Source organism: Rhodanobacter sp. C01, assembly GCF_002001045.1.
GTDB lineage: Bacteria > Pseudomonadota > Gammaproteobacteria > Xanthomonadales > Rhodanobacteraceae > Rhodanobacter.
This window is the reverse complement of record NZ_MUNR01000006.1, coordinates 188731-203844: the sequence shown is the minus strand read 5'-3', so window position 1 is coordinate 203844 and position 15114 is coordinate 188731. Positions and strand designations below refer to the sequence as shown.

Sequence of the window (15114 nt, the reverse complement as noted above, 5' to 3'; positions counted from 1 at the left end):
GTTTCGCGCAAGTAACTGAAAACTAAGAGCTCAGCCGACCGTGAAACTCTCGCCGCAACCGCATTCGCCGGTGGCATTGGGATTGTGGAACACGAAGCTGGCGTTGAGCCCCTGGCGCTGGAAGTCGATCACCGTGCCCTCGACCATCGCCATGCTCTTCTCGTTGACGATCAGCGGCACGCCATCCACATCGACCAGCTGATCGCCCTCGCCGACTGACTCGGCCAGATCCACCACATAGGCGAACCCGGAGCAGCCGGTGCGCTTGACGCCGAACCGCACGCCGGCCGCTCCCGGAGTGGCTGCCAGGAAATGGCGCATGCGTTCGTTCGCGGCGACGGTGATGCTGATGCTCATGACGGGTGGATCCAACCTCAGTAAGAGCCCGGAAAGTCGCGGCCCGGGCAACAGCTACATTATCATGCAGGTCTTGCGCGCGTATTTCGTGCGGCGCGCGTCCTTCATCAACGACTCATGCGTCGATATGCGGCGCTCCAGCAGGAGTTTCAATTCATGGCAGTGGCAAGCGTCAAGCAGGCTTTATCCGGCAAGATCGAAGCCGGCAGCACGGTGACCGTGCGCGGCTGGGTGCGCACGCGCCGCGACTCCAAGGCTGGCCTGTCCTTCGTCAATGTCACCGACGGCTCCTGCTTCGACCCGATCCAGGCGGTGGTGCCGGCCACGCTGGGCAACTACCACAGCGAAGTGCTGCATCTCACTGCCGGTGCCGGCGTGATCGTCTCGGGCACCCTGGTGCCGTCGCAAGGCAAGGGCCAGAGCTTCGAGCTGCAGGCGGACGAGGTGATCGTCACCGGCCTGGTCGACGATCCGGAAACCTACCCGATCCAGCCCAAGCAGCACTCGATGGAGTTCCTGCGCGAAGTCGCCCACCTGCGTCCGCGCACCAACTTGTTCGGCGCCGTGACCCGCGTGCGCCACACGATGATGATGGCGATCCACCGCCATCTCACCGAGCAGGGCTTCTTCTGGATCAACACGCCGATCATCACCACCTCGGACGCCGAGGGTGCCGGCGACATGTTCCGCCTGTCCACGCTGGATCTGGCCAACCTGCCGCGCGACGACAAGGGCAAGATCGACTTCCGCAAGGATTTCTTCGGCCGCGAGGCGTTCCTCACCGTGTCCGGCCAGCTCAACGTCGAGGCGTATTGCCTGGCGATGAGCAAGGTCTACACGTTCGGTCCGACCTTCCGCGCAGAGAACTCCAACACGCCGCGCCATCTGGCCGAATTCTGGATGGTCGAGCCGGAAATCGCGTTCGCAGACCTCACCGCCAATGCGGATTGCGCCGAGGCGTTCCTCAAGGCCATCTTCAAGGCCGTGCTGGACGAGTGCGCCGACGACATGGCGTTCTTCGCCGAGCGCGTGCAGCCGGATGCGATCAGCCGCCTGGAGGCCTTCATCAGCCAGCCGTTCGAGCGCATCGACTACACCGACGCGATCACGATCCTGCAGAAGTCCGGGCAGAAGTTCGATTACCCGGTCGCCTGGGGCATCGACCTGCAGACCGAACACGAACGTTATCTGGCCGAGAAACATATTGGCCGTCCCGTGGTCGTAATGAACTACCCCGAGGCGATCAAGGCGTTCTACATGCGCTTGAACGATGATGGAAAAACCGTGGCTGCGATGGACGTGCTGGCGCCGGGCATCGGCGAAATCATCGGCGGCGCGCAGCGCGAGGAACGGCTGGATTACCTCGACCGCCGCATGGCCCAGTTCAACCTCGATCCCGTGACTTATGGCTGGTACCGCGACCTGCGCCGTTATGGCACGGTCCCTCATGCCGGCTTTGGCCTCGGCTTCGAGCGCCTGCTCGTCTACGTCTGCGGCCTGTCCAACATCCGCGACGCCATCCCCTACCCACGCGCGGCCGGAACGGCCGAATTCTGAGTACTCTCCCTGTCATGTCGCATCGTTTTATCGCCATCGCCGCCGCATTGACCTTCACCGTGCTGCTGGCTGGCTGCCATAGCGCCAAGGTCCTGATTCCGCCGAACCTGCGTGCTCCGACGGAAGATTCTGCCGACGCCCTCAAAACGGCCAAGCAGCAATTGCAGCAGGCTTCGCCGTGCTGCAGCAGCTATGCCGATTTCTCCTACAGCGGCATGCTGCCGTGGCAGCCGCAGAAGTTCGCCCTTGGCAGCGGCAGCATGGTCGCCAACCTCAACGGCACGCACAGTTATTTCGTCGCGTTCCGTCTGCCGACCGGCGTCAAGCTGCCCTACCGGGTGGCGCTGAAATCGGAATTGAACGGTCGCTGGCTGCATGCCAGCTACCTGTTCGCACCCACCGTCGTGTTGCTGGACGACGGGTTCCAGCCGATCCACACGGACGACATCGAGTTGTGCGAACACATGGGCTGGAGCGACGAGACGACCGGCGCCTTCGGCAGTGCCAAAATCGACAGCGACAAGGCGCGCTACATGCTGGTCTACAGCTCCGCCGCCCAGCAGTCGGGCAAGACCTACTGGGAACAGTCGCCTGCATCAGCCTCCAACACGACGACCGCAGCGACCCTGCAGATGAATTCGGCAGGCAGTTTCAGCATTCCGCACGGCCCGGACGGCACGTTGTGGGTCGGCATGATGAACAAGACCTACGCCAAGGCCATCGACAACGCGATCTGCAAGAAGGCACCGAAAGGTGACGGGCTGCTCAATGACCTGCGTACGGCATTGCCACTGCCCTGGGTCAAGAGCAATAGCACCACCAGCGATACAAGCAGCAAAGACAGCGACAGCCACGCCAGTGGCAGCTCCCAGTGATCGCCTTGTACCTCGCGCTGCTGGCGGCCGGCATCGGCCTGTTCGTGTTGTCCTACGCGGCCCAGTTCCGGCTCGCCGCCCTGCTGCGCCAGCGCCACCCGCAGCAATGGAAGATCATTGCCGAACCGGAGCAGGGACAGGCCACGGCATTTCGCATCTGGGTGCGCCTGCAGCATGTCTTGCGCTCGACGGCACTCCCCGCCCTGGAGGATGCCGGCATCAACCGCTGGCAACGGGTATGGCGTTACAGCCCATGGCTGGGCTGGCTATGCTGGCTCGCTGCGCTGGGAATGCGCCTGCTGTTGCACTGAAACCTGACCGGAGAATCCCATGCAACTGGATCTGAGTGGGCGCCATGCGCTGGTCTGCGGTGCCTCGCAGGGCATCGGCCGCGCCAGCGCGATCGAGCTGGCCGAGCTGGGCGCCCACGTCACCCTGCTCGCGCGCTCGGCCGACACGCTGAAGGCGGTCGCCGAAAATCTGCCGAGAACTCATGCAGGCCAGCAGCACGACTGGCGCAGCGTCGACATGCTGGATACCGCAAACCTGCGGACCATCGCCGCCGACATCGTCGCAAAGCAGCCGGTGCACATCCTGATCAACAACACCGGCGGGCCGCCCGGCGGCCCCGCATATGCCGCGACGCCGGATGCGTTCGAGGCAGCCTTTCGCCAGCACCTGCTCGCCGGCCAGACCCTGCTGCAGGCGCTGCTGCCCGGCATGCGCGCCAGCGGCTACGGCCGTATCGTCAACGTGATCTCCACCTCGGTGAAGGAACCGATCGCCGGTCTGGGCGTTTCCAACACCGTGCGTGCCGCCGTCGCCGGCTGGGCCAAGACCCTGTCTGCGGAACTCGCCGTCGACGGCATCACCGTCAACAACGTGTTGCCGGGATTTACCCGCACCCAGCGTCTCGACGGACTGTTGAGCGCGCAGGCGGCCGCCAGCGGACACAGCCAGGAAGAGATCGCCCGCGGCATGCTGGCCACCGTACCGGCCCGTCGCTTTGGCGAAGCAAGCGAAATCGCCGCGGTCATCGCCTTTCTGTGCACGCCCGCTGCAGCCTACGTCAACGGGGTCAGCATCGCCGTGGACGGTGGGCGGACACGGGCGCTGAGTTGAGCAGCAAGTCGCCTCCCGTCGTGACGCATACGCCAGCGTCCGGTGCATTTGCGGCACGCTGGTTTTAAGCTTGAGCAGATGCCCACCCAGCGCCTAGCCAATCTGATCGACGGTCGCCTGCAGGCGGCGCAGCACGATGCGTGGCTTGACGTGCATGAGCCGGCCACTGGCACCGTATTGGCTCAGTGCCCCGACTCTGTCGCGATCGACGTCGATGCCGCTGTCGCAGCGGCGACCCGCGCCGCCACTGACTGGGCGAATACACCGATCGAGCAACGTGCGCACCTGCTGCAGCGACTGGCCGATCTGATCGAGGCACGGCTGGAAGAATTCGCCGCGCTGGAATCGCGCGACAGCGGCAAGCCACTGGCGCTTGCACGGGGGCTCGACATCCCGCGCGCGGTCAGCAACCTGCGCCATTTCGCCGCCGCGATCATGGCCTGGGGCAGCGAATCACACGCGATGGCCATCGGCGCATCGCACACGGGTGCAATCAACTACACGCTGCGGCAACCGCTCGGCGTGGTCGTCTGCATCAGTCCGTGGAACCTGCCGCTGTACCTGTTCACCTGGAAGATCGCGCCGGCGCTTGCCGCCGGCAATACGGTGGTGGCCAAGCCTTCGGAGGTGACTCCGTGCACCGCCGCCCTGCTTGGCGAATTGAGTATCCAGGCCGGCTTTCCGCCCGGCGTGCTGAACATCGTGCACGGCCGTGGCCCGACAGCAGGCCAGGCGGTCGTGGAGCACGCGCAAGTGAAGGCGATTTCCTTCACGGGCAGCACCGCCACCGGTGCACAGATCGCCCGCACCGCGGCGACACAGTTCAAGAAGGTGTCGCTGGAAATGGGCGGCAAGAATCCGGCCATCGTGTTTGCCGATGCCGATCTTTCCGACGCCAACCTGGACACTATCGTGCGCTCGGGCTTCGCCAACCAGGGCGAGATCTGCCTGTGCGGCTCTCGCCTGCTGGTGCAGCGCTCGATCTACGAGGCTTTCCGCGAGCGTTACCTGGCGAAGGTGCAAGCACTGCAGGTCGGCGACCCGAATGATGCACGCAGCGACCTCGGCGCGATGGTTTCCCGACTGCACTACGACAAGGTGCTCGGCTGCATCGAGCAGGCGCGTGCCGAAGGCGGTCACGTATTGTGCGGTGGCCACGCGATAAACGTGCCTGGTCGTTGCGCCGACGGCTGGTTCATCGCCCCCACCGTGATCGAGGGCCTGCCGTCCTGCGCACAGACCAACCAGCAGGAAATCTTCGGCCCAGTGGTCAGCCTGATCCCGTTCGAGGACGAGGCCGAAGCGCTGGCGATCGCCAACGACAGTCGCTACGGACTCGCCGCTTCGCTGTGGACCGCTGATCTCTCACGTGCCCACCGGCTCGCCGGCCAGCTCGAGTTCGGCATCGTCTGGATCAACTGCTGGCTGCTGCGCGACCTGCGCACGCCGTTCGGTGGCGCCAAGCAATCCGGACTTGGCCGTGAGGGCGGCAGTGATGCGCTGCACTTTTTCACCGAGCCGAAAAACATCTGTATCCGCTATTGATCAGGTATTACCTGATCAGATGCTTTTGATCCACCCCGCGGCGCAAGCCTCACCGATGAGTACCCAACCGTGACCAGTCCCCTGCAAGAACTGCTCGATGGCAACCGCCGCTGGTCCGCTGCCAGGCATGCGGAAGACCCGCATTTCTTCGAGCAACTGGCAAAGCAGCAATCGCCGAAATATCTGTGGATCGGCTGTTCCGATTCACGCGTGCCGGCCACCCAGATCGTCGACCTGCCGCCGGGCGAGATCTTCGTGCAGCGCAATGTGGCCAACGTGGTCTCGCACAGTGACCTCAACTGCCTCAGTGCGATCCAGTTCGCGGTGGACATCCTCAAGGTCGAGCACATCATCATCGTCGGGCACTACGGCTGCGGTGGTATCCAGGCGGTGCTGGACGAACGCCGGCTCGGCCTGGTCGACAACTGGTTGCGGCATGTTGGCGATGTAGCGGAAAAGCATTCCTCGCTGCTCGCCTCACTCGACCTGATGTCGCTGCGCAACACCCGCCTGTGTGAGCTCAACGCGATCGAGCAGGTGACCAATACCTGCCGCACCACGGTGGTGATGGACGCCTGGGAACGCGGCCAGAAGCTCGCGGTGCATGCGTGGTGCTACAGCCTCGACAATGGCCACATGAGCGACCTGAACATGCATGTCGACTCTCGCGCCGCGCTGGAGCCGGCCTACGAAAACGCCCTGCAGCGATTGATGCGACTGCCGGCAGCGTATCAGCCATGAGTGGGATCATCCGCACCGACATGGCCCCGGCGCCGGTCGGCGCCTACCCGCACGCTCGGCGTGTCGGCGACCTGCTGTTCCTGTCCGGCGTGGGCCCACGTCAGCCTGGCAGCAACCTGATCCCCGGCAACGTGCATGATGCAGCCGGCCAGCTGGTCGGCTACGACTTCGAGGCGCAATGTCGGCAGGTCTTCGCCAACGTGCGCGCGGTGCTGGAAGCCAGTGGTGCAGCCTGGACCGACCTGGTCGACATCACCGTGTTCCTCACCGACATGCAGCAGGATTTCGCGACCTTCAACCGGCTTTATGCGGAGTACTTCGCCGGTGTCGACGCCTGCCGCACTACCCTGGGCATCACCGCGTTGCCGACACCGATCGCCATCGAGCTGAAGTGTGTGGCGGCATTCCCGTCGTCGGCATCCTGACCTCCGCGCTGCATATCGCGATTCCGGATCGCCCATGAAAAACCCCGCCGGCTGGGCCGACGGGGTTTCGATTCACAACAGCCTGATCGAACTATCAGCCTGCCGTGCTGGCAGCGGCCGGAGCAGCAGCCTTCTTGCTCTTGTGCTGCTTCTTGTGGTGAGTCGTGGTTGTGGCAGCCTTCGGCGCATCGGCCTTCATCGCATCGGCCGGAGCTGCGGCCGGAGCGCTCTGCTGGGATGCTGCCGCTGCCTGCGGAGCAGCAGCCTGAGCCAGCACGGAACCGGAAAGAGCCACGCCCGCCGCGAGCAGGGAAGCGATCGCAAGTTTACGCATCATGATGTTTGAGCCTCGGATCATTGGGTATCGCGAACCCGGCCGGAACCCGGCAACTCGGGTGGCGCGACGGGAATGACAATAGCAGCAGAAAGGGAATACCAAGACTGAACGAAACGGAGGTTTTTTACGTCGCCATCGACGTCGCGGCTTGACTTCACTTTCACGGTGATCTCACCCGCAAAAACATGCGGTCATGCCAGACTGATGCGCAGCAGCCTTTCAATCAGCTCTTGTACCGTTGCTGCCTTTTTCCCGTCGTACTCGAAGCTCTCCTCGTCCATGTAATTGCATTGCGCGAGTTCCAGCTGCACTGCCTGCACACCCGCATCGGGAGCGCCGAAATGACGGGTGATATAGCCACCCTTGAAACGTCCGTTCACGGCAAAACTGAAGCGCGATTGCGATTCCAGACAGCTCTGCAATCGGCCCTGCAGCGACGCACCGCAGCTCTGCCCTGACGCGGTACCGAGGTTGAAGTCCGGCAACTGGCCATCGAACAGCATCGGCACCCGGCTCCGGATGGAATGGCCTTCCCACAGCACGGCCCGGCCATGTTCGGCGCACAGTCTCGCAAGTTCATGCGAAATAGCCTGGTGATACGGTCGCCAGTAGTCGTTTATCCGCTGTTGAATTTCGGCGGCATCGGGCAAGACACCCTCCAGATACAGCGGCTCACCATCGAAGCCGATGGTCGAAACCAGACCGGTCTCGCGCTGCCCCGGGTACAGCGCATGACCGTCGGCAGGCCGGTTCAGATCGATCACGTAGCGTGAGGCCAGAGGCTTCAGCACGCTGGCGCCCAGCGCACTGGCCAATGGCTCGTACAGTCTCCCCACGTGCCAGTCGGTATCCGGCGAACGTCGCGCCGCCGGACGCATGCGTGCGGCGATATGGTCCGGAATATGGCTGCCGTCATGCGGCAGGCTGATCAGCAGCGGCACGCGGCCGCGCTGCAGATCGAAGTTGCTCGTGCTCATTGTCATTCCGTCTACAGTCCGAAACGTGCCGGCAAGTAGGGAGCCGGATCGATCACTGGTGGCGCGCCACCGATCATCGCGGCGACCAGTTCACCTGTGGCTGCCGACATGCTGACACCGAGCATGCCATGCGCAGTTGCCAGCAGCAGGTTCGACCAGCGCGCGCTGGGGCCGATGATCGGCACCTCGTCGACGCTCATCGGCCGCCAGCCCCACCACTCCTCCAGCAACTCCGGACCCTCCGGCTCGCGCAGGCCACTCGCCGCACCGCGCCGCAGCGCGTCAAGCCGCGTGCGATTGAGCCCTTCGGCGTAACCGGAAAACTCCATTGTGCTGCCCAGCCGATAGCCGCTGTTCCAGGTGGTGACGCAGACCGATGCCTCGCGCAACACCAGCGCATGGCGCGGCACCAGCGTGGGGCGCGCATAGGTCAGCGAATAACCCTTGCCCGGCTGCATCGGCAAGCGCAGATCGAGTGCCTTGGCCAGCAACGGCGACCACGCGCCGAGCGCCATCACGATCCGCTCGGCCTCGAACGCGGCGCTGCCAGCATGAACCCGGGTAATGCGATTGTTGTCGGTGCTGAAGCGCTCGATCCTCGCGCCGGTTTCGATCACGCCACCCAGTTCGGTCACGCGACGCGCCAGTTCGGCTGCATAGCGGTCCGGCCGCAACCTTGCATCGCCGGGATGCAGCAGGCCGCCGACCACGCCGGGCTTCAATGCCGGCTCCATCGCCTCGACCTGTTCTCCATGCAGACGCTGCACCTCGATGCCGAGGCGCTCCAGCACCGCGACGTGATCGCGCGCGTCCGCCGTCTGCTTCCGTGCCGTGCGATAAACATACAGATCGCCCTCCTCGACGAATTCGCAGTCCAGCGATTCGTCGCGCACGAGTTCCGCCAGCAACCGGCGGGAACGCTGCAGGATCGCCGCGCGCGCCGTGGTGGCGCGGGCGAAGTCACGCCAGTTGCAGTGCCGTGCAAAACCCAGCAGCCAGCGCAGGCGCGGCCCGTCGAAACGCGGGTTGAGATATAGCGGTGCATCCGCCGTCAGCATCGAACGCAGGGCCACGCCGATCATGCCCGGCATTGCCAGCGGTGCCGCGTGGCTTGGCGTGATCGTGCCGCAGTTGCCATGCGAGCTGCCGCAGCCCGGTGTGCCCTGTTCGAGCACCCGCACACTGGCGCCCGTCTTCAGCAGGTACAACGCACATGCCAGACCAATGACACCGCCGCCAAGAATCAACACATCACTGCGCGAAGCATTCATCCGCCGATTGTAGCGGCCCGGGCCAGCAGCAGGCTTCCGGGCCACTTGCAATGAATAAATTACGCATGTAATCTCATTCGGACTACACACGTAATCCACGACGGGAGCAACCATGCCCAATCCACCAGTCACCATCAGCGATGCCGAAAGCCGGGTGATGGACGTGCTGTGGCAGAAAGCGCCGCAGACCTCCGAAGACATCGTCGCCGCCCTGCTGGGGCCTACAGGCTGGCACGAGAAAACCGTCAAGACCCTGCTCAACCGTCTGCTGGGCAAGGGGGCGGTGAGTGCCGAGAAGGACGGCCGGCGCTATCTGTACTCGCCGCAATTGCACCGCGAGGACTGGCAACGACTGGAAAGCCGCAACCTGCTCGACCGCGTGTTCGGCGGCAAGGTCGCACCGCTGCTGGCGCACTTCAGCCAGCACGAGAAGCTTTCGGCCAGGGACATCGCCGAACTGCGCAAGCTGATCGACTCCATCGAGAAGAAGGGGCGCTGACAATGCTCACCATGCTGTTGTACGTCACCCTGGGGCTGGCACTCGTGCTGGCAGCACGCAAGCCTGCGCGACGGCTGTTCGGTGCCGGTCCGGCATTCACCCTGTGGCTGCTGCCGCTGCTGCTGGCCATGCTCCCGTGGCTGCCGGCGTTGCCATCCGGTTGGATCGTCGCGCCAGCGTTGCCGGTGCTTTCTGCAACACCGGCAACCATCGCCGCAGTTGCGCCGGTCACCTTTCCGGCGCACTGGCTATTGCCATTATGGCTAGCCGGCACGTTGTGCTGCCTGCTGCGCCTGACCATTCACTACAGTCAGTTGCTGCGACAGTGCCACCCTCTTCCCGACTCCATGCGGCACATGCTGCCGGGCATTCCGCATGCATCGGATCGGCTGCGGCTGCATCCCGCCGGGCCGGCAGTGCTGTGGGCACCACGCAGCCTGGTCTTGCTGCCGGCGGACTTTCTCGAACGCTTCGACGCGGATGAACAGCGACTGGTGCTGCAACACGAATTCATGCATCTGCGCCGGGGCGACGCGCTGTGGAGCCTGCTCGCCGAATTCGCCATGGCGTTGCTGTGGTTCCACCCGCTGGCGTGGCTGGCACTGCCGCGGTTGCGGCTGGACCAGGAGCTGGCCTGCGACGAGCGCGTCCTGCTCCAGTCGCCGCAGGACGAGGCGAAGTACGCACACACCTTGCTGCACAGCACCGGCATGGATGCCACGCCGGTGCTCATTCCCTGGCTGGCCCAGCCACAACTGAAGGAGCGACTCAGCATGATCCAGCGTCAACGTCCCGGCGCCCTGCGCCGCCGCATCGGCTTCATCGGATTGACCCTTTTGATGGTTGGCGGTGCCTGCATGGCGCAGGCCGCCAGCCAGCCCGATCGCGTGACCGCCACCCAGAACGCGACCTTCAACTCGCGGATTCCCCCGCGCTACCCGCAGGACGCCATCCAGAACAAGCAGGAGGGCACGGTCATCCTCAAGGTGCTGGTCGGCGCCGACGGCACCCCGCGAGAGATCAGCGTGGACCCGGCGACCCAGGCCGCCCCCAGCCTGATCAAGGCTGCCAGCGATGCCGCCATGCAGTGGCACTTCAATCCCGCCATGAAGAACGGCAAGCCGATCGAGAGCTATGCCAAGGTGCCGGTCAATTTCAGCCTGGATCCGATGCCGGCAGCCCCATCGACACCGCACGCGCCGGCTCCCGCAACACAGCCACGCTCGACCAATTCCTGAGGACTTTCCTGCAACTTGTTGATTTGATAACCTCAGCCCGAACCAGGCCGAGGTTACCCCATGCCCGCGGATTCACTGCAACGAGCCAACAGCCCGCGCTACGGTGGTCCGCTCGCCCTGCTGGGCATCGCCATCCTCCTGCTGGCCGGCTGCGCCAGCGGTCCGCGACGCCATGAACCCACATACAAGCCCTCGCATTCGGCCCTGGCCGACCTGCCGCCGCAGGCACCCTCGGCGGCCAATGCGCAGGTAGCCAACGACGTGCTGTTCCGTGCGATGGCGCTGGTCGGCACGCCTTACAAGTGGGGTGGCAACACGCCGGAAAGCGGCTTCGACTGCAGTGGGCTGGTCGACTATATCTACCGTCACGCAGCCGACATCCTGCTGCCGCACAGCTCGCGCGCGATGGCCGACATGCAGGGCCGCAAGATCCAGCGCATGACCGAACTGGCCAGTGGCGATCTGGTGTTTTTCGGCAATCACAGCGGCATCGACCACGTGGGCGTCTACGTCGGCCAGGGCCGTTTCGTGCATGCACCCAACAGTGGCGGCACAGTACGGCTGGACGATATCGACGGACCGTACTGGGTGGATCATTTCGAGTACGGCAAGCGACTGCTGGATTGAGCCTGTTCCAGGAACTGATGAAGGGATGAACGAACAACGGCGCCCCAGGGCGCCGTTGTCATGTCACTCCATGGCGGCCGAGACTCAGTGGGCCGCACCGCCCGGCGGGTGGGCATGGCCGTGCTGAAGCTCTTCCTCGGTGGCGTCGCGCACGTCGCCGATGGCCACGTCGAAATGCAGCGCCTTGCCGGCCATCGGGTGGTTCAGGTCCACGTCGATCGCACTCATGCCGACCTTGTGCACGGTCACCGCACGCTGACCGCCATCCTTCAGCTTCAACACGGTGACCATGCCGGGCTTGAGGCGGTTCGCCTGCGGGAAATACTTCTTCGACATGCGCTGGATCTGGTCTTCCTGGCGCTCGCCGTAACCATCGGCAGCCGCCACCTCGACCTGCAGCGTCTCGCCAGCCTCACGGTCTTCCAGCGCCTTTTCAAGGCCCGGAATCAGCTGGCCGTGGCCAAGCAGGATCCACAACTGTTCATCGCGATCGTGCGAGCTTTCCACCTTCTCGCCGTCCACCGTCAGGGTGTAGTGGATCGCGATGACCTTGTCCTTGCCAGCCTTCATTGCCTGTCTCTCGAAGAAGTAAAGGACGCAATTCTATCAGTGCATCCCGCTCATGGCCGCGCCTTCTCGAAATCCAGCCCGCGCGCCTCAGGTCCCAACCACACCAGCAGCGCCAGGATCACCGCGACCACGGCGATCCACAACGACATGGCGAACGCAAAATCGCCGCCATGCCAACGGGCGATCCAGGTCTGCACCGTCGCCGTGCCGGCTGCCAGCAGGTTGCCCATCTGATAGGCAAAGCCCGGCAGGGTGGCGCGCACGTTTGCGGGCGACAGTTCATTGAGGTGCGTCGGCACCACGCCCCAGGCACCTTGCACCATCACCTGGATCAGGAACGCACCGAGGCCCAGCAGCAGCAACGAGCCGCCATGGGTCCATAACGGAATCACCGGGATCGCAAGCAGCGCGGCAATGATCATCGCCTTGCGCCGACCGATCCGCTCCGACAATCCACCGAAGAACAAGCCGCCGACCAGTGCGCCGAGATTGAGCAGCGCCACCAGCATGAAGGCTGCACCGGAGCTGGTATCCAGATGCAGGTTCACTTCCTCGAAGGTGTGGTACATGTCCTGCGAGCCATGGCTGAACATGTTGAACGCCGCCATCAGCAGCATCAGGTAGATCGCCAGCTTCCAGTGACCGCGCATGGATTCAAGCACGCCGATCTTCTTCTGTTGCGCCTGGCCGCTCTGCCACACTGGCGACTCCGGCACGCTGCGGCGGATGTACAGCACCAGCAACGCCGGCACGGCGCCCACCACGAACAGCCCACGCCAGCCGATGTGATCGAACAACAACCAGTTCGCCAGCGCGGCGAGGAAAAAGCCGCAGGGATAGCCGCTCTGCAGCAGGCCGGAAATCAGCCCACGCGACTTGGCCGGAATCGATTCCATCGCCAGCGACGCACCGATGCCCCACTCGCCTCCCATCGCGACACCGAACAGGAAGCGCAGCACCAGCAGCATCGTGAGCGAGGTCGAGAACGCGGTGGCCAGCTCGAACAGCGAGAACAGGACCACATCCAGCATCAGGATCGGACGCCGACCGTAACGATCGGCCAGCCGTCCAAACAGCAGCGCACCCAGCGGCCGTGCTGCGAGAGTCAGGAACAGGCCATAAGTGACCTTGGCATTGTCCACGCCGAATTCCTTCGACACCGCGACGATGACGAAGGTGAGCAGAAAGTAGTCGAACGCATCCAGCGTCCAGCCGAGGAAGCTTGCCAGCACGGTATGCCGCTGGGTGGTGTCCAGTTCACGCAGGGGTGCAAGCAACGACATCGGCTACTCCTCAGAATCGACAGGTCGCTGCATCGTATGCCCGATGCCGCCAGAACACGCAACGCCTGCGCAGCGTGCGTATTCGAAATCACGGCATGAACGCATCGGATTCATCCGCTATCCGGCCACGATGCATGGCTTCTTCACCTGGATGATCCGGCGCGAGCGCATGCATCCGTTCAGACTCGTCACCACCAAGACGGGCACGACCCTCGTAGATCGGCTATACTTGCCGGCGCAGTCGCTCTGACTGCTGCGGCACACCGCCGCCCCTTCCCCCAAGTCTGCAACACGGTATGAACACTCCGGGTTGCTCAGGAGTGTTACATGTCCTTCGATTCGCTGGGCCTTGCGCCCGCGTTGCTGCGTGCGCTTGCCGATTACGGCTACACCCAGCCCACCCCGATCCAGGCCGCCGCGATCCCGGCTGCACTGGAAGGTCACGATCTGCTCGCCGCCGCCCAGACCGGCACCGGCAAGACCGCCGCGTTCGCACTGCCGCTGTTGCAGAAACTGTCCACCAGTGGCCAGACCATGACGCGCCGTCCGCGCGCACTGGTGCTCACCCCGACCCGTGAACTCGCTGCCCAGGTGCACGAGAACCTGCGCGACTACAGCAAGCACATGCAGGTCAGCGCCACCACCATCTTCGGTGGCGTCAGCATGGGCCCGCAGATCAACGCGCTGCGTCGCGGCGTGGATATCGTCATCGCCACCCCCGGCCGGCTGATGGACCACATGCAGCAGCGCACGCTGGACCTGTCCGGCGTGGAAACGCTGATCCTGGATGAAGCCGACCGCATGCTCGACATGGGCTTCCTGCCAGCACTGAAGCGCATCCTCGTCGCGTTGCCGAAGAAGCGCCAGACGCTGCTGTTCTCGGCCACCTTCGCACCGGCGATCAAGGCGCTGGCGATGGATTTCATGCGCAACCCGAAAGAGATCTCGGTTTCGGCGCCGAATACCGTCACCACCCTGGTCAGCCATCAGGTGCACCCGGTCGACACCTCGCGCAAGCGCGACCTGCTGCTGCACCTGCTGTCGGCCGACAGCCGCCGTCAGTCGCTGGTGTTCAGCCGCACCAAGCATGGCGCCGACAAGCTGGTGACCTTCCTCAATGCCTCCGGCCTGCGCAGCGCCGCGATCCACGGCAACAAGAGCCAGAACGCGCGCACCCGCGCCTTGAGCGACTTCAAGAGCGGCCGCGTCACCGTGCTGGTAGCCACGGACATCGCCGCCCGTGGCATCGACATCGAACAACTGCCGATCGTGATCAACTTCGACTTGCCCTCGGTCGCCGAGGACTACGTGCACCGCATCGGCCGCACCGGTCGTGCCGGCATGGAAGGTCTCGCCGTATCGCTGGTCAGCCATGACGAATCCGGCCTGCTGTTCGACATCCGCAAGCTGCTGAAGCAGGACATCGCCATCAACAACGTGACCGGCTACGAGCCGTCCACGCCGTTGCGGCTGGACGCCGGTGCACCGCGCCCGAAGCAGGGTGGCGGCGGTGGCCAACGTCAATCGCGCGCGCCGCGCCAGGGCAAACCCGCCGGCTCGGCTCGGCCGAACGGCTATGCCCCGCAGGGTCGTGGCGATCACGCCGCGGGCAACCAGCGCCGCCGTTCGAATCCGCGCCCGGCCGCCAAGGCCTGAGTGGATCGACGACATGGTGGCCTGACGGCCGCCA

General features: G+C 64.4%; 17 protein-coding genes. 11 read left to right on the top strand and 6 right to left on the bottom strand.

The features are described from left to right. Positions 1 to 30 precede the first annotated feature (30 nt). The gene (locus B0E50_RS03610; protein WP_077439786.1) at positions 31 to 357 is read right to left on the bottom strand and encodes an iron-sulfur cluster assembly accessory protein; all 327 of its coding nucleotides are present in this window, start codon (positions 355 to 357) and stop codon (positions 31 to 33) included. Between the two features lie 156 nt (positions 358 to 513). On the opposite strand from B0E50_RS03610, the gene asnS reads away from it, so the two are divergent. From asnS to B0E50_RS03575, 7 genes are all read left to right on the top strand, one after another. Then, positions 514 to 1914 (top strand): asparagine--tRNA ligase, encoded by a 1401-nt coding sequence (gene asnS / locus B0E50_RS03605; protein ID WP_077439903.1) that lies wholly within the window; start codon positions 514 to 516, stop codon positions 1912 to 1914. A 14-nt stretch (positions 1915 to 1928) separates the two neighbouring features. Beyond that, positions 1929 to 2789, top strand: coding sequence for a MalM family protein (locus B0E50_RS03600; protein WP_077439785.1), 861 nt, complete (start codon positions 1929 to 1931; stop codon positions 2787 to 2789). Next, positions 2786 to 3100 carry a hypothetical protein gene (locus B0E50_RS03595; protein WP_077439783.1) on the top strand — a complete coding sequence of 105 codons (315 nt, stop codon included), beginning with the start codon at positions 2786 to 2788 and terminating at the stop codon, positions 3098 to 3100. Before B0E50_RS03600 ends, B0E50_RS03595 begins: the two co-directional genes overlap by 4 nt. 19 nt (positions 3101 to 3119) lie before the next feature. Next, on the top strand, positions 3120 to 3911 hold the full coding sequence (locus B0E50_RS03590; protein ID WP_077439781.1) for an SDR family NAD(P)-dependent oxidoreductase: 792 nt from the start codon (positions 3120 to 3122) through the stop codon (positions 3909 to 3911). Positions 3912 to 3989: 78 nt separating this feature from the next. Further along, on the top strand, positions 3990 to 5456 hold the full coding sequence (locus tag B0E50_RS03585) for an aldehyde dehydrogenase (RefSeq protein ID WP_077439779.1): 1467 nt from the start codon (positions 3990 to 3992) through the stop codon (positions 5454 to 5456). 81 nt (positions 5457 to 5537) lie between these two features. Then, complete coding sequence (gene can / locus B0E50_RS03580; RefSeq protein WP_254427173.1) at positions 5538 to 6197, top strand: carbonate dehydratase; 660 nt, start codon at positions 5538 to 5540, stop codon at positions 6195 to 6197. After that, complete coding sequence (locus tag B0E50_RS03575; RefSeq protein WP_077439776.1) at positions 6194 to 6622, top strand: Rid family hydrolase; 429 nt, start codon at positions 6194 to 6196, stop codon at positions 6620 to 6622. Before can ends, B0E50_RS03575 begins: the two co-directional genes overlap by 4 nt. Positions 6623 to 6716: 94 nt before the next feature. On the opposite strand, the gene B0E50_RS03570 is transcribed toward B0E50_RS03575, so the two are convergent. From B0E50_RS03570 to B0E50_RS03560, 3 genes are all read right to left on the bottom strand, one after another. Continuing rightward, positions 6717 to 6959, bottom strand: coding sequence for a hypothetical protein (locus tag B0E50_RS03570; protein ID WP_077439774.1), 243 nt, complete (start codon positions 6957 to 6959; stop codon positions 6717 to 6719). A 191-nt stretch (positions 6960 to 7150) separates the two neighbouring features. After that, positions 7151 to 7936, bottom strand: coding sequence for an N-formylglutamate deformylase (gene hutG / locus B0E50_RS03565; RefSeq protein WP_077439772.1), 786 nt, complete (start codon positions 7934 to 7936; stop codon positions 7151 to 7153). An 11-nt stretch (positions 7937 to 7947) separates the two neighbouring features. Beyond that, complete coding sequence (locus tag B0E50_RS03560; protein WP_077439770.1) at positions 7948 to 9207, bottom strand: FAD-dependent oxidoreductase; 1260 nt, start codon at positions 9205 to 9207, stop codon at positions 7948 to 7950. Between the two features lie 112 nt (positions 9208 to 9319). Here B0E50_RS03560 and B0E50_RS03555 point away from each other — a divergent pair, with 112 nt between their 5' ends. From B0E50_RS03555 to B0E50_RS03545, 3 genes are read left to right on the top strand one after another with little or no spacing between them, the layout of a single operon-like run. Continuing rightward, entirely contained in the window at positions 9320 to 9706 is a 387-nt protein-coding gene (locus B0E50_RS03555; protein ID WP_077439769.1) for a BlaI/MecI/CopY family transcriptional regulator, read from the top strand. A gap of 2 nt (positions 9707 to 9708) precedes the next feature. Continuing rightward, the gene (locus B0E50_RS03550) at positions 9709 to 10944 is read left to right on the top strand and encodes a M56 family metallopeptidase (protein WP_077439767.1); all 1236 of its coding nucleotides are present in this window, start codon (positions 9709 to 9711) and stop codon (positions 10942 to 10944) included. 60 nt (positions 10945 to 11004) lie between these two features. Further along, a complete protein-coding gene (locus B0E50_RS03545) occupies positions 11005 to 11571 on the top strand; it encodes a C40 family peptidase (protein WP_077439765.1) in 567 nt (188 codons plus the stop codon). An 84-nt stretch (positions 11572 to 11655) separates the two neighbouring features. On the opposite strand, the gene B0E50_RS03540 is transcribed toward B0E50_RS03545, so the two are convergent. Together B0E50_RS03540 and B0E50_RS03535 are read right to left on the bottom strand one after the other, a co-directional pair. Beyond that, complete coding sequence (locus B0E50_RS03540) at positions 11656 to 12141, bottom strand: peptidylprolyl isomerase (protein ID WP_077439764.1); 486 nt, start codon at positions 12139 to 12141, stop codon at positions 11656 to 11658. A 50-nt stretch (positions 12142 to 12191) separates the two neighbouring features. After that, positions 12192 to 13424 carry an MFS transporter gene (locus B0E50_RS03535; RefSeq protein ID WP_077439762.1) on the bottom strand — a complete coding sequence of 411 codons (1233 nt, stop codon included), beginning with the start codon at positions 13422 to 13424 and terminating at the stop codon, positions 12192 to 12194. A gap of 327 nt (positions 13425 to 13751) precedes the next feature. Here B0E50_RS03535 and B0E50_RS03525 point away from each other — a divergent pair, with 327 nt between their 5' ends. Next, positions 13752 to 15080, top strand: coding sequence for a DEAD/DEAH box helicase (locus B0E50_RS03525; RefSeq protein ID WP_077439758.1), 1329 nt, complete (start codon positions 13752 to 13754; stop codon positions 15078 to 15080). Positions 15081 to 15114 lie beyond the last annotated feature (34 nt).

What these genes read in the sequence shown, in the direction of transcription:
- B0E50_RS03610 (WP_077439786.1), bottom strand. Translation starts at nt 357, where the DNA reads ATGAGCATCAGCATCACCGTCGCCGCGAACGAACGCATGCGCCATTTC.
- asnS (WP_077439903.1), top strand. Translation starts at nt 514, where the DNA reads ATGGCAGTGGCAAGCGTCAAGCAGGCTTTATCCGGCAAGATCGAAGCC.
- B0E50_RS03600 (WP_077439785.1), top strand. Translation starts at nt 1,929, where the DNA reads ATGTCGCATCGTTTTATCGCCATCGCCGCCGCATTGACCTTCACCGTG.
- B0E50_RS03590 (WP_077439781.1), top strand. Translation starts at nt 3,120, where the DNA reads ATGCAACTGGATCTGAGTGGGCGCCATGCGCTGGTCTGCGGTGCCTCG.
- B0E50_RS03585 (WP_077439779.1), top strand. Translation starts at nt 3,990, where the DNA reads ATGCCCACCCAGCGCCTAGCCAATCTGATCGACGGTCGCCTGCAGGCG.
- B0E50_RS03575 (WP_077439776.1), top strand. Translation starts at nt 6,194, where the DNA reads ATGAGTGGGATCATCCGCACCGACATGGCCCCGGCGCCGGTCGGCGCC.
- B0E50_RS03570 (WP_077439774.1), bottom strand. Translation starts at nt 6,959, where the DNA reads ATGATGCGTAAACTTGCGATCGCTTCCCTGCTCGCGGCGGGCGTGGCT.
- hutG (WP_077439772.1), bottom strand. Translation starts at nt 7,936, where the DNA reads ATGAGCACGAGCAACTTCGATCTGCAGCGCGGCCGCGTGCCGCTGCTG.
- B0E50_RS03560 (WP_077439770.1), bottom strand. Translation starts at nt 9,207, where the DNA reads ATGAATGCTTCGCGCAGTGATGTGTTGATTCTTGGCGGCGGTGTCATT.
- B0E50_RS03555 (WP_077439769.1), top strand. Translation starts at nt 9,320, where the DNA reads ATGCCCAATCCACCAGTCACCATCAGCGATGCCGAAAGCCGGGTGATG.
- B0E50_RS03550 (WP_077439767.1), top strand. Translation starts at nt 9,709, where the DNA reads ATGCTCACCATGCTGTTGTACGTCACCCTGGGGCTGGCACTCGTGCTG.
- B0E50_RS03545 (WP_077439765.1), top strand. Translation starts at nt 11,005, where the DNA reads ATGCCCGCGGATTCACTGCAACGAGCCAACAGCCCGCGCTACGGTGGT.
- B0E50_RS03540 (WP_077439764.1), bottom strand. Translation starts at nt 12,141, where the DNA reads ATGAAGGCTGGCAAGGACAAGGTCATCGCGATCCACTACACCCTGACG.
- B0E50_RS03535 (WP_077439762.1), bottom strand. Translation starts at nt 13,424, where the DNA reads ATGTCGTTGCTTGCACCCCTGCGTGAACTGGACACCACCCAGCGGCAT.
- B0E50_RS03525 (WP_077439758.1), top strand. Translation starts at nt 13,752, where the DNA reads ATGTCCTTCGATTCGCTGGGCCTTGCGCCCGCGTTGCTGCGTGCGCTT.